Raw genomic sequence first — 12,717 nt, 5'->3', positions numbered from 1 at the left:
ATTTATCAGATGATTTTTAGTAATGAAGTTATTAAAGCTAAGATAAGCGAAATAACGTCGCTGGAATTATGACCGGCATCGGATATCAAAGCGACTGAATTTGACATTAAACCGTAGAATATTTCAATTGCAATGAATAGTACGTTTAAGGCTATTCCAATTAAAATTGGTTTGTTGTATTCGGCGATATTCTGATTGTGATTATGTGTCAAAACCTTTTGTATAATTAAAATTTAATAAAATAAGATTCTATACCCATAACAATCAAAATTAAACCTGTTATTAATCGTTCATGGCGTTCAAGAAAAAGAAATTTTTCACTAAGCTTCCCAATTCCTTTTGTCCCTAAATCTACTAAAATTATCATTCCAACAACAGTTACAAAGATATAAATAAATGATAGTAAGATAATACCTATTAAACCGTAATTGCCTGCATTAGAATAATAAGCTTCAATTTCTATACAAGGCGAGAAAAACATTGCGGAACTAAATGACAGTATTAAGGCTAAACTCGGTTTTTTCTTCCTAAGCCTAATTTTATTAACATTCAAATGTTTCTGATTGCGGCGGTGATGCCTCTTTTTAATGTTAGTTCTATTATTCCTGAAACCAAAACTAATATATATTAATCCTAAAACAATAAGTACGATAGGTGCATATATAGAGCCAATAATATTAATAACCGCATTTAACTTGTAACCTAAAAGACCGATAAATATACCGACAATTGTTGTGCTTAAAGTGTAAGATATTCCCGCAATCGCAGTAATTCTCGCAGTCTCAAACCTGCTCCATTTTTCAACTTTACTAAGAACAACTAATGAAATCCAGTGATTCGGAATCAATGCATGAATAATGCTTAACATTAAACCGCCTAATATTATCTGAATCATATTATTTTATTAAAATTAATTATCCTGTTTATCTAAATGCATATTAATAACTCTTATTTTAAACATAAACTTTGTCAACTACCTCGTGTTTTTTTAGATCTTCAAATTATAGTTATTTGCAAAATAATGTTAATTTAATTGCTTAAGCTTTTCGGACGCTTCCTTGTTTGCAGGATCTATTTTTAGAATATCATCAATCATGTCTTTAGATTTACTTTTTTGTCCTGTTTTTAAATAAAGTTCTGATAGCTGAAGCATAATACTAATATTTGTCGGTTCCGTTTGCAGAGTTCTTTCAAAGACCATAATATTTTCCTCGTCAGTTCTTTCTTCAGGTTTTTTATCATCAATAGAATGAATATGTTCTGGAATCTTTGAATAATTATTAAGCTGATAAAATAAGTAACCCAAAAACAAAATAAGTATTCCTACTATAATTAATTTATGTTTTTTCATATGTCAAAAGTATATTAAGGACTCTCATGTACGTAAAATATCCCTCTAACTACTATAAAAAGGAATACCTATAAATACTAATAAGTCCTGTTAATTGAATTAAAAATTATAAATAAAAGTGTAAATATCATAAATAGAGCATAAGAAATATATTTATTTGTTTTTCAAATTGCAGATTCCCCTTTTTCATTCGTTCTGATTTTGATAACACTTTCAATCTCATAAACATATATTTTACCGTCACCGGGTAAACCTGTATGAGCAGTTTTTTGTATTGTATCAACAACAATATTAACCAAATCTTCATTTACAACAATCTCCAATTTAATCTTGGGTACGTATTCTATTAAATCATCAACAATTTTATGCTCTGCTCCTTCTGCCTGGCTCTTTCCGAATCCTTTTACTTCAGAAATAGTTATTCCCGGAAGGTCGTTAACCTTTTTTAGTTCAATAATTACATCAGTTAATTTGTTTTTTCTGATTATTGCCTTTATTTCTTTCATTACAATGTCCTTTCTGAAATTAGATTTAACGGATTATCCCCGCTTATAAATGCGGGGATTCTTCCATTTAGTTATAAATTATAATTCTTTCTCCACTTCGCGCTTTTCAAACCAGCTGTATATAGTTGGTATAAGTACGAGAGTTAAAAAAGTTGATGTAAACAAACCGCCTACTACTACAGTTGCAAGAGGTCTCTGTATTTCCGAACCGGGACCTGTTGCGTACAGCATCGGGATTAAACTGAATATTGCTATCGAAGCTGTCATAAGTACGGGACGAAGTCTGTCGTTACAGCCTTTTATGATTGCTTCCTGTATTTCCATTCCATCCTGACGTAACTGAGAAATGTAAGAGACTATTACGACTCCGTTAAGTACCGCTACTCCAAACAACACAATGAATCCAACTGATGCCGGTACTGACAAATACAATCCTGATATAAACAGTGCAAACACACCCCCTATTAATGCAAAAGGTAAATTAAAAATAACAAGTAATGCCAGCCTGAATGATTTGAATGTCAGAAACAAAAGCGACAGAATTATTAATATCGAAACCGGGAGAATGATTAACAACTTAGCCATTGCCCTCTGCTGGTTTTCAAACTGTCCGCCCCAGGTAGTGTAATATCCTGCTGGTAAATTTATTTTCTTTTTAATCTTTTCCTGTGCTTCCGAAACGAAAGTACCAATGTCCCTGTCTTTTATGTTCATCTCAATACCTATTCTTCTCTGTCCGTCCTGACGGCTAATCTGTACAGGACCCTTTGAAATTGATATATTTGCTAACTGACTTAATGGAACGTTGTAGCCATGCGGAGTCGGAACGAGTATATTTCCGACTTTTTCCACAGAATTTCTGTATTCTTCAGGGAACCGAACAACAACATCAAAAGATTTATTGTCCTCATATAGTTGTGTTGACGTCATTCCACCGACAGTAATCTCCATAATATTCAAAACATCACTCACGTTTAAACCATAGCGGGAAATTTTTTCCCTGTCAACATTTATGGAAAGATAAGGCTGTCCGGCAACACGCTCGACGACAACGTCAGTTGCACCGCGAATACCCAATATCACTTTAGATATTTCATCTGCTTTAACTTTGAGAAGGTCAATATCATCTCCAAAAAGTTTTACTATTAATTGTGCTTTTGTTCCTGCAACGAGTTCATCTATTCTACATTGTATCGGCTGGCTGAAACTGAATACTATTCCGGGTATTGAGGCAAGACTGTCACGCATCAAGTTTACCATCTCTTCATTATCCGTAGCTGTTTTCCACTGATCGCGCGGAATGAAAATTCCGGTAAAACCTGTTTTGTCTATACCGCGTGCTTCTACAGAAACACCTGTCTGACCTGTTCGCGATATTACCATTTTCAGTTCTGGAAATTTCATTAATATCTGTGCAACCTTTTTATTAATTTCCAGCGATTTATCCAGTGACACTTCCGGAAGTAACTGAACGTCCATATCAAATGCACCTTCATCCATTACGGGAATAAATTCCGTTCCTAATTTAGGCAGTAAATAAATTGTAAAACTAAATAATATAATTGCAATAACTAAAACTGCATATTTTCTTTTCAAAGACCAGTTAAGAACAGGCAAATATAGTTTCTTTGCGTATTTCATTATTATGCTTTCTTTTTCCGCACCTGATTTAAGAAAGATTGAAGATAGTGCAGGAATAACAAAGATTGAAAGTATTAACGATGATAAGAGTGCAATAGCAACCGTTAAAGCAAGGGGGGTAAACATTTTACCTTCAAGACCTTCAAGTGATATGATAGGAATAAATGTTATAGCGATAATAAGTTCACCGAGTATGCTTGGCTTTCTTACTTCAATCACTGCATTTAAAACAGTTAATAATTTATTCCCCTCTTTTTTAATTTCGCTTAAGTGCCTCTGTACATTTTCTACCTGTATGATTGTGGCGTCTATAATCATACCGATTGAAATAGCCAGACCTCCAAGCGACATAAGGTTTGCGTCAAGCCCTGTCAGTTTCATAACTATAAAGGTCATAAGAATTGATAAAGCTAATGCAAATATTACAATCACTGCTCCGCGAAAATTTCTTAACAACAAATATAAAATTATAACGACAAATATCGCACCTTCAATAAGGGCTTTAATTACCGTCCGGACACTACTGTTCACGATGTCACTTCTGTCGTAATACGGAACAATCTTAATACCTTTTGGCAATACGTTGCCGTTATTTATTTCATCTACTTTTTCCTTAACATTTTTAACAACTTCCCTTCCATTTTCTCCCTTCAGCATCATCACAATTCCGCCGACTGATTCATCTTTTCCGTTCATCATTGCGGCTCCCTGCCTGACTGCCTCTCCAATTTTCACTTCAGCCACATCTCTAATAAAAACAGGAGTACCATTAAATGATTTTAACGTTATATTTTTTAAATCACTTTCTGTTTTAAGAAGACCAACTCCTCTTACGATGATTTGTGAAGAGTTTTTATTGAGAATGTTGCCGCCTACGTTTTTATTATTCTTCTGAATGGCAGTAAAAACATCTTCAACCGTTAAATCATACTTTATCAATTTATCAGGAGAAACCACAACCTGATATTGTTTAAAATATCCGCCAAAAGAATTTATTTCATTTACACCGGGAACAGTTTTCAGGAGAGGAGTAATTATCCACTCCTGCATCGTCCTTAATTCTGTTAAATATTTTTGCTTTTCTTTTTCATCCGCCGGTATTTTTCCTTCAAGAGTGAACTGATATATTTCTCCCATTGCAGTAGCAACGGGTCCCATCTCAACATCAACACCCTCCGGCACTTTTTCTCTTGCTTCCTGAAGGCGCTGGAAGACAAGGTTTCTTGCGAAGTAAATATCAACGTTATCTTTAAATACTAATGTAATTACAGATAATCCGAATTTTGTAATAGACCGCATTTGAACAAGGTCAGGAACACCGCGCATAGAATATTCAACAGGAAATGTTACAAATTTTTCTATCTCAAGTGCCGACAATCCGGGAGCTTTGCCAACAATTTCGACCTGAACATTAGTTACATCGGGAAAAGCATCGATTGGCAGTTTTTGATATACAAAAATACCGATTCCTATAATCAACAAAGAGAATATTACAACATAATTTCTGTAATGAAGAGTCCGGGATATAATTTTTTCAAGCATACTATTCTCCCTCTCCGAATGATTCTTTTTGTAATTCGGATTTTAATTCGAATACCCCATTAACAACTATTCTATCATTTTCTTTTAATCCGGAAACTATTTCTACTTTTTCATCAAACTCCACACCGGTTTTGACCTCAATCATTTTAAATGTACTGTCGTTTTCCTGAATAAAAATAAAACTTTGTTCGTTATCTTTATGAATGGCTGATGAAGGAACGAATAAACCACTTTTGCTTTCAGCCAATTTGATCATCAAATCACCGAACATTTGAGGCAACAATCTGCTTCTTGGATTACTTACCTTTGCCCTGACTTTTATCATTCTTGTTTTTTCATCTATCGACTGACCTTTATATACTATTTCGCATGAGAATATCTCGTTTGGAACTGACGGCGTTTTGAATTCTACAGATTTATTGTTTCCGAGTTTATTAAAATCATTCTCATAAATTTGTCCGTCAACAAGAAGTGATTTTGTGTTAAGAATTTTAAATGCGATTGTAGAAGATTCCACATACTGTCCAACTACCACATTGCGTTCAACTATCACTCCGCTTATTGGTGATTTAATTGCTAAATCACCTGAAGTGTGTAAATCATTTTTATCGTTTACAATATCTTCATCTTTAAGCCCAATAGAATGGATTTTCTTATCCATAGAATTAAATTCAGCCCGAGCTTTTTCGAATTCGGCTTTCGACGAAATTAAGTTTTTTTGCGAACCCGCATTTTGTTCTGAAAGAGATTTCTGTCTGTTGAATTCTTGCTCAGTGAAATCCAGTGTTGTTTTAGCTTTTAAAAAATCTGCTTTCAGTACACCGATTTCGAGCCCTTCAATAAGCATTATAGTTTGACCTGCATTTACATAAGACCCGACATTTGCAAAAACAGTTTTTACTCTTCCTGCTACTATTGGTCCTACCTGTGCTTCATAATTCTGGTCTGTAATTACAACAGCGGGTATTTTTATAAAACTGTTATATTGTTCTTCTTTAATGACTTCCGTTTCCAAGTTAATTTTTTCCTGTGACTCTTTAGATAAAATCACTGATTCGATTTTTTCCTTTTCAGTATTTTCGGTCTTATTTTCTTTGCTTTCTTCTATCTTTTCATTTCCGCAACCGGAAACAAGTATTATTATAAATAATATTATTAATATATTTTTCATTATTGTTATTCTTTTAAAATAATTTTTTACCAATAGCTTTTTCAAGCTCGATTATATTCAAATTGTAGTCTTTAAGAACCGAGAAATAATTTTCTTTTGTTTTAATTAGCGTTTGGTTAGCCTGTAAATATTCAAGATATGTAATCTCACCAATTTGATAGCTTGCATTTGCAACCCTGTAAATTTCTTCTGATTCGGGTATTAATGCATTTTTGTATAGTAAAATTTGTTTCTCGCTGTTTTTTAAATTCACAAATGCTTTTTTTGTTGCATTTACAACACTAATGTAGTTTTCATCGAATTCGTTTTCTGATATTTTTATCTCTGCATTTGCTTCTTCAATTTTGCCTTTTTGGTCAAACATAAACCACAAGGGAACTGATATGCCAAAGTTCACACCATAATAATTATTTACTCCGTTTATTGATTGACGTTTATATCCAAGCGAAAAATCCGGTAGATAAGAGCTTATTGCTATTTTCTTCCCGATGAGTGAATTTGATTTTTTTAACCCGGAAAGCAATAGTAACGGATTAGTATTTTTTGTTTTTAGAAGCACCATTTCAATGGTTTCGGAAAAAGGTATATATATTAATGAATCGGTTAATAATGGATTATAATCATTAGAAATTTCCTTTATCCCAATTGAATATAGTAAATCACTTAATGCATTCTTATACTGATTCTTTATTACTTCGAGATTGTTTAAGGCTTGAGTATATTGAACATCTGCTGTTAATTTTTCAAGATTGGTTGCCTCACCAACGTTATAACGGATTGTTGATTTTGTCTTAAACTCATTTGCTACAATACTATTCTCTTCAGCAATGTTTATTAAAGCTTGCTTTTCAAGTAAAATAATATATGCTCTCCTTACATCATTTATTACATTTAAATTTGTAACTTCATTTTCTGCTCTGACTATATCAATTGAATTATTAAGTTGGTTGCTTTTATAAATTGTCTTTAAAGGAAATTCAATGTTTTGATTGAGTTCTATACTTCTCTCTTCATAGTTGCCTAAGCCTGTGCCTAACGGAACAAAATCATAGGTCAGGGACAATTCCGGCATTTGAGGAGAAATACCAATTAAATATTTACCTCTTGCAGAGGAGATTTTATTGATACCTTTTTTTAGTTCCGGTTTGTTTTCTCTTGCTATTCTTTCTGCGTCTGATAAACTTATACTTTGAGGAAGATTATCCTGTCCTATAATATTTCTATATACAAGGATTAGTAATATCAAACATATAATATGTTTCATAATTATTTTTTTGGTAATTAAAAAATTTAGAAAATTGAGTCGCTATTTGTGGAAGAAAAGGGCTAAATCAGGAAAGAACTATATAAGATATTAAATTTAGTAACTGTTTTTGTTTTTTGGGGATTAATTATAGATTTATGTATATCGGTTGAAACAAGAATAGGAATATTTAAGAAGTTATTGTATAAATCAATATTCAGGATTTTTGCATTATCAAGATTTACGTTTTCGGTTTTGGCACCATTTATAATGTCACAAAAATCATGCGTTGTATGGAAATGCTGTTCAGGTGTGAATAAATCTAATTCAGAATGTAAAAACAAGAATCCTATTACAATCAGAATTAAAAAGCTTAATATGTGTTTAATTTTATTCATTAATATATAAAGATAATAACAATAACTTTAATATTAAAGTTACAAAAATGAGTCAGGATAGGGTACTTATATTTTTTCGTTTTTTTATATATCAATATAGGCATATCAAATAAAGAAATAACATTCCGGATAAATTGAAATCTTGCTTTTTCTGATTTATGTTTGAATTAAATGAGAGATATATCTAAATGAAATACTTACTCTTTATAATGCTTGTTTTGGTTACATTTTTATTTGAACAGCAAACTGATATTAAGGTTATATAAATAAAACAGTTAGCAAATAGCTATTGACAAGTTTTTAGTCTATATATATAATTAAAATATGGATAACAGGAATTATCTACAATATTATCAGTTTAGCAAATACTAATAATTTAATAAATCTTGCTGACAGCAGTAAACATTGCATCTTATAATATAGTGCCGATATCAAGTCCTTGATTTCACAATGCTCAATCACAGGATACCAACCCACTCTGATTACCTCTAATAATCGGATAATACAAAGCGTGTTGGTATCCTGTCGGAACTAATATCGGCTTAATAATATATTTTTAATAATATGACTAAAAAATCCTACCTAGAAAAACTAATAGATATTGGGGGAGTAGCCACTTTAAATAATTTCTACTCACCTAATGCCACAAGTTACGCAGGCTCACTTTTACAAGCACGTAAGCTATTTCATTTCTTTGAAGCTAAAGAACTAATAAAGAAACTTGACCCGATTACTAAACCTCGAAATCCATCGCAAGAAGTTTTTTACGCCATTACTAAAAGGGGGGCTAATTATATCGGAAGAGATGATTATAAATATAAAGGTTATCCAAAATCTCCTTATAATATAATGCATGAAAGTATGAAATTCGATTTTGCCTTAGCTTGGCTTAATTTTTACGGAAGTAGAAACACCGAAATAAGATATAACCAGAAATTTAGTTCTTTAATGCCTGACATAACTATTACTGTTCATGGAAACGAAACTCATAAATTCCTAATCGAAATAGAAAGAAAGAAAACCATCGATCGTACCGAAAGAGCAAAGTTTAAAATATACAATGATATGTTTTATAATATGAGAACTAAAAAGTTTGATAATCCTAAAAACTTTACAGTCCTATTTGTTTATACTAATACTTGGTATAATGTTTTTGCCAGACCACAGCAATATGAACTCCTTACAAATGAAATTGTAACACTCCACGAAAAGACAAGAGAATTGGCTAAGTTAGCTAAGAACCTTCCTGACAAGTACCTCTTTATGCCTTTTCCTGACTTTTACCGCCTGAATGAAAAAGTATGGTACACCCCGGATGGTAATAAAATCTCTTTAGTGCTATAATAATCTTAGTTCATTACAACTAAATAAACATTAAAGAAAGGAGTTATTAATGAGATTTATAATCTTATTCCTCTCGGCAGAATATATGCTGACAAATATTGAAGATTTTATAGCTTTAATCCCCATAGGTGATTTTAACTTACTAACCTACTACTATTATTTGCCAGTCGTGTATGGTGAATACTTATCAATAACTTTACACATAAACCATATACTTTATGTTCTTATCCTGTCTTATGTTTTGGAAAAACTAATTCCGAAAACATACCTCTTAAAACCTAACGCTATCCAGTCTTTTTAATTTTAGCAACACCTCTTTTCTTATCAAGGTAAATTCCACCTTGACAAGAACAAGGTCTCCGTTGCTTTTCAGAAATTGCCGGATAGCGTTAAGACGGGCGCATCCGGTTTTTTATTTTCCGTCAAGAAGGGAAAAATATATGCTTCCAAAAGTAAAGCAGGTTTTAGATCAAGTTATTGAACAATTTAAAACCGCCAATATACCTGAAGCTATTGCTTATTCGATGTACCCTATTCCCAATATACCGTCAGCGAAATGGAGTTTGATGAATCACCTCATTATGTTTTTCTCAAAGACAAGTGATGCCAGAGGTTATCGTCAATGGCTTGAAGTAAACCGACATGTTAAAAAGGGAGCTAAATCGTTTTCAATATTAGTCCCCTATTTCAAGAAGCAGAAAGACAAGAAAGATGAAGAAGTTTTAACACTTGTCGGTTTTGTTTCCGGAAATGTCTTTCGCTTTGAAGACACAGACGGCGAATTACTTGACTATCAAAAATTAGTCTTGCCTGAACTTCCTCTGATTGAAAGAGCAAAAGAGTGGGGCATATCAGTAGAAGCAATTCCAGGAAACTACGAACATTACGGATATTACAGCCCTGATAAGAAAATAATCGCTTTAGCAACTCCTGAAGAAAAAACCTTTTTTCATGAATTATGCCATTGTGCTGATGAAAAAATAAAAGGCAAATTGAAAAATGGTCAAGATCCATTACAGGAAATAATTGCCGAACTTGGCGCTCATACTCTTTGCCGAATAGTCGGAAAAAACGGAGATAAATATTTTGGCAATTCTTACCGCTATATAGAGAGTTATGCTAAAGACTTGAATATCACTCCACACTCCGCAGTTTTGCGAGTCGTTTCAGATGTTGAAAAAATCTTAAACTTAATTCTAAGAAAGGAGTTAAACCTTGTACACGCCTAAAATAAGAGAGGACTTAATCCCAATTCTTTATAAGAAAGCTAAAGAAGTTAAGAAACCAATGACACACCTTATTGATGAACTTCTTAGACCTCTACTTATAAAAGATGAAGTCTTAGTAAATGAATCATCAAGATTAAAAACTGAAGCAATAACTTCACCAGAAATTCTTTACTCAATACTTAAAGAAAAGACCACCGATTATTTCAAAGAACATTTTTTCGTTTGCTGTTTAGATGTCAGAAACAGGCTAATCTCTGTTGATGTTATTAGTATCGGAACATTGACCGCAAGTCTTGTACACCCACGAGAAGTCTTTGAAACCGCTATTAAAAGACACTCTGCACAGATAATTATTGCTCATAACCACCCGTCAGGTGAAGCTGAACCAAGCGAGGATGATATAAAAATAACAAAGAGACTTATAGAAGTCAGTAAGTACATAGGAATTGAGGTTATTGACCATTTAATTATAACCGAAACATCTTATCTATCCTTTAAGAATAAAGGGCTAATTTAGAAAGGAGGAACAGTAAGCTCTTTCAATTAACAGGAACGCAAAAGCCACTTGAGAATAGTGGCTTTTTTTATAGTTGTGGATAAGTGCCCACGATATTATAAAATACCCTAATAACCCTTATTTTATAGGGGTTGACAGGTTTAATATCAGGGTGTATAATGAGAGTATAAGGGTAAATAAGCCCTTCTAAATTAAACAATATGACATACACAATAACTTTGAGAGATGAGAATGGGAATATTATCTCTCGTAATTATCACGAAGCTGCTATTATAGATGCAGAATACATTGGCGAACAGATACAGTCAATGAAAGAAACATTGGAAAATAAAGAAGTTGAATTTTAATAATATGAAAAAAAGATGGATTTTAGGAAAATTTAAAACTATCAAGTTAAAACTTTACGATGAAAAACTTAAAAGATACCAAGCATATCTAAAATACAAATATCCTAAAGGTCGAACAATGCAGGAAGATTTAGAAAACTACATTACAAACCTATTTAAATAATATGGGAACTTATAACAGACCAAATCTACATAAAAAAGAAAATCCTATAATGGAAGAACATAATAAAAAATTGAGAGAAGCATTAGCAGAAACTTTAAAACAAAGAAGAAAAGAGGAAATTCATAATGCCAGGGGAAAGTGTTCATTCGCTGATTGTGAAAAATGCAATAAATAAAATTTATTATTAATCATTTTTAATATGGAATTACTTAAAACAACAATAACTATTTTATCAGTTGAACCAAAGACTACAAAAAACGGCAAGACAATGTTTAAGATTAAAGGAAGTGATAATAAGTCATATCAATTATGGCAATCAAAACAAGACGGAACAGACAGCATGGCTTATATAGCTTTTAGCAGTACGCCTAAAATGGGAGTTGGAAAATCTTTTGATATTTCTTATCGAGAGGAACAAGGAGAATATGGAGGGAAGACTATAATTTATCGAACAATCGCAAACGCTATTCCCGTAAAACAGGAAGAGGATGAAATAGAGACGGCACAGTCAAAGGTAACAGGGGAAGATGAAAAATGGAAAGAGATAAGACATGAAAAGCGGGATGATATAAAATGGATGAATGCAATAAATAATGCTTCTTTAATTATTTCAAAAAAAATTGATAGTTTTGTTGAATATAGTATTGAAGACGCTAAAAAAGATGTTAAAGAGCTTGCCAATTGGTACTATAAATTAGAACCTTATTTAAGGAATGATAATTTGCCAGATGAATTAGATAAGGCAATAGCTAATATACCTTTCTAATATGGAACAATGGAAATTAGTAATTGAATACGTTAAAGAGTTTGGAAAAATAACACCGGCAAAACTATCTGATAGAAAATACAAAGAAGGTTTTTTTGGAAGTGAAACTCCAAAGCGTTGCAGAGAATTATTGGCTAAAGGATTATTGCATCGAAAAAAAGACGGTAAATTCAAAACCTTTTATCCGACTGAAAAGTTTATGAAATTATATACACGAGATAAAATTGATTTACGACCTGAAAATCAGACGATTAAATATAGACAAGATTCATTATTCACTACTGAATCAAAAGAATTAAATCATTATGAAATATGAAACGAAGTTTTAGAAAGAAAATCCGTCCGCAACGGATTAAGGAAATGATTTTAAGAATAATTAAAAAATCCCACTTGTTAGACAACCAAAATTATCTAACAGGTGGGATTAGAAACCATAAACTAAAACGTGAAGGATGATTGTTGAAAAAATAAATTAAAAATAATACCACACATTCTCGTT

At 32.2% G+C, this 12,717-nt stretch carries 15 protein-coding genes; 8 read left to right on the top strand and 7 right to left on the bottom strand.

What is annotated here, in order from left to right:
- Nucleotides 1–5: 5 nt before the first annotated feature.
- The 7 genes from WC644_04430 to WC644_04400 all read right to left on the bottom strand — a co-directional run bounded on the left by WC644_04430 (nucleotide 6) and on the right by WC644_04400 (nucleotide 7,475).
- Entirely contained in the window at nucleotides 6–212 is a 207-nt protein-coding gene (locus WC644_04430; protein MFA5011181.1) for a cation transporter, read from the bottom strand.
- A gap of 14 nt (nucleotides 213–226) precedes the next feature.
- On the bottom strand, nucleotides 227–895 hold the full coding sequence (locus WC644_04425) for a hypothetical protein (protein ID MFA5011180.1): 669 nt from the start codon (nucleotides 893–895) through the stop codon (nucleotides 227–229).
- A 129-nt stretch (nucleotides 896–1,024) separates the two neighbouring features.
- Complete coding sequence (locus WC644_04420) at nucleotides 1,025–1,351, bottom strand: tetratricopeptide repeat protein (protein MFA5011179.1); 327 nt, start codon at nucleotides 1,349–1,351, stop codon at nucleotides 1,025–1,027.
- 164 nt (nucleotides 1,352–1,515) lie between these two features.
- Nucleotides 1,516–1,857, bottom strand: coding sequence for a P-II family nitrogen regulator (locus WC644_04415; GenBank protein MFA5011178.1), 342 nt, complete (start codon nucleotides 1,855–1,857; stop codon nucleotides 1,516–1,518).
- Between the two features lie 78 nt (nucleotides 1,858–1,935).
- Entirely contained in the window at nucleotides 1,936–5,040 is a 3,105-nt protein-coding gene (locus WC644_04410; protein ID MFA5011177.1) for a CusA/CzcA family heavy metal efflux RND transporter, read from the bottom strand.
- 1 nt (nucleotide 5,041) lies between these two features.
- Nucleotides 5,042–6,211, bottom strand: a complete 1,170-nt coding sequence (locus WC644_04405; protein ID MFA5011176.1) for an efflux RND transporter periplasmic adaptor subunit — start codon at nucleotides 6,209–6,211, stop codon at nucleotides 5,042–5,044.
- Between the two features lie 13 nt (nucleotides 6,212–6,224).
- Entirely contained in the window at nucleotides 6,225–7,475 is a 1,251-nt protein-coding gene (locus WC644_04400; protein ID MFA5011175.1) for a TolC family protein, read from the bottom strand.
- 941 nt (nucleotides 7,476–8,416) lie between these two features.
- On the opposite strand from WC644_04400, the gene WC644_04395 reads away from it, so the two are divergent.
- The 8 genes from WC644_04395 (at nucleotide 8,417) to WC644_04360 (ending at nucleotide 12,534) form a co-directional block, all read left to right on the top strand.
- Complete coding sequence (locus tag WC644_04395; GenBank protein MFA5011174.1) at nucleotides 8,417–9,196, top strand: hypothetical protein; 780 nt, start codon at nucleotides 8,417–8,419, stop codon at nucleotides 9,194–9,196.
- Between the two features lie 440 nt (nucleotides 9,197–9,636).
- Nucleotides 9,637–10,425: an ArdC-like ssDNA-binding domain-containing protein gene (locus tag WC644_04390; GenBank protein ID MFA5011173.1), complete on the top strand. Its 789-nt coding sequence runs from the start codon at nucleotides 9,637–9,639 to the stop codon at nucleotides 10,423–10,425.
- A 58-nt stretch (nucleotides 10,426–10,483) separates the two neighbouring features.
- Nucleotides 10,484–10,942: a DNA repair protein RadC gene (gene radC / locus WC644_04385; protein ID MFA5011172.1), complete on the top strand. Its 459-nt coding sequence runs from the start codon at nucleotides 10,484–10,486 to the stop codon at nucleotides 10,940–10,942.
- Between the two features lie 200 nt (nucleotides 10,943–11,142).
- The gene (locus WC644_04380; protein MFA5011171.1) at nucleotides 11,143–11,289 is read left to right on the top strand and encodes a hypothetical protein; all 147 of its coding nucleotides are present in this window, start codon (nucleotides 11,143–11,145) and stop codon (nucleotides 11,287–11,289) included.
- Nucleotides 11,290–11,293: 4 nt separating this feature from the next.
- On the top strand, nucleotides 11,294–11,452 hold the full coding sequence (locus WC644_04375) for a hypothetical protein (protein MFA5011170.1): 159 nt from the start codon (nucleotides 11,294–11,296) through the stop codon (nucleotides 11,450–11,452).
- Nucleotide 11,453: 1 nt separating this feature from the next.
- Complete coding sequence (locus WC644_04370) at nucleotides 11,454–11,627, top strand: hypothetical protein (GenBank protein ID MFA5011169.1); 174 nt, start codon at nucleotides 11,454–11,456, stop codon at nucleotides 11,625–11,627.
- Nucleotides 11,628–11,651: 24 nt separating this feature from the next.
- Nucleotides 11,652–12,218 (top strand): hypothetical protein, encoded by a 567-nt coding sequence (locus WC644_04365; protein ID MFA5011168.1) that lies wholly within the window; start codon nucleotides 11,652–11,654, stop codon nucleotides 12,216–12,218.
- A 1-nt stretch (nucleotide 12,219) separates the two neighbouring features.
- On the top strand, nucleotides 12,220–12,534 hold the full coding sequence (locus tag WC644_04360) for a hypothetical protein (GenBank protein ID MFA5011167.1): 315 nt from the start codon (nucleotides 12,220–12,222) through the stop codon (nucleotides 12,532–12,534).
- Nucleotides 12,535–12,717: the final 183 nt, after the last annotated feature.

Source organism: Ignavibacteria bacterium (assembly GCA_041649015.1).
Classification (GTDB): Bacteria; Bacteroidota; Ignavibacteria; order Tepidaquicellales; family Tepidaquicellaceae; genus CAIKZJ01.
This window is presented reverse-complemented; position numbering and strand designations above follow the sequence as displayed.

What these genes read in the sequence shown, in the direction of transcription:
- WC644_04420 (MFA5011179.1), bottom strand. Translation starts at nt 1,351, where the DNA reads ATGAAAAAACATAAATTAATTATAGTAGGAATACTTATTTTGTTTTTG.
- WC644_04410 (MFA5011177.1), bottom strand. Translation starts at nt 5,040, where the DNA reads ATGCTTGAAAAAATTATATCCCGGACTCTTCATTACAGAAATTATGTT.
- WC644_04375 (MFA5011170.1), top strand. Translation starts at nt 11,294, where the DNA reads ATGAAAAAAAGATGGATTTTAGGAAAATTTAAAACTATCAAGTTAAAA.
- WC644_04395 (MFA5011174.1), top strand. Translation starts at nt 8,417, where the DNA reads ATGACTAAAAAATCCTACCTAGAAAAACTAATAGATATTGGGGGAGTA.
- WC644_04365 (MFA5011168.1), top strand. Translation starts at nt 11,652, where the DNA reads ATGGAATTACTTAAAACAACAATAACTATTTTATCAGTTGAACCAAAG.
- WC644_04405 (MFA5011176.1), bottom strand. Translation starts at nt 6,211, where the DNA reads ATGAAAAATATATTAATAATATTATTTATAATAATACTTGTTTCCGGT.
- WC644_04360 (MFA5011167.1), top strand. Translation starts at nt 12,220, where the DNA reads ATGGAACAATGGAAATTAGTAATTGAATACGTTAAAGAGTTTGGAAAA.
- WC644_04370 (MFA5011169.1), top strand. Translation starts at nt 11,454, where the DNA reads ATGGGAACTTATAACAGACCAAATCTACATAAAAAAGAAAATCCTATA.
- WC644_04390 (MFA5011173.1), top strand. Translation starts at nt 9,637, where the DNA reads ATGCTTCCAAAAGTAAAGCAGGTTTTAGATCAAGTTATTGAACAATTT.
- WC644_04425 (MFA5011180.1), bottom strand. Translation starts at nt 895, where the DNA reads ATGATTCAGATAATATTAGGCGGTTTAATGTTAAGCATTATTCATGCA.
- WC644_04380 (MFA5011171.1), top strand. Translation starts at nt 11,143, where the DNA reads ATGACATACACAATAACTTTGAGAGATGAGAATGGGAATATTATCTCT.
- radC (MFA5011172.1), top strand. Translation starts at nt 10,484, where the DNA reads ATGACACACCTTATTGATGAACTTCTTAGACCTCTACTTATAAAAGAT.
- WC644_04400 (MFA5011175.1), bottom strand. Translation starts at nt 7,475, where the DNA reads ATGAAACATATTATATGTTTGATATTACTAATCCTTGTATATAGAAAT.
- WC644_04415 (MFA5011178.1), bottom strand. Translation starts at nt 1,857, where the DNA reads ATGAAAGAAATAAAGGCAATAATCAGAAAAAACAAATTAACTGATGTA.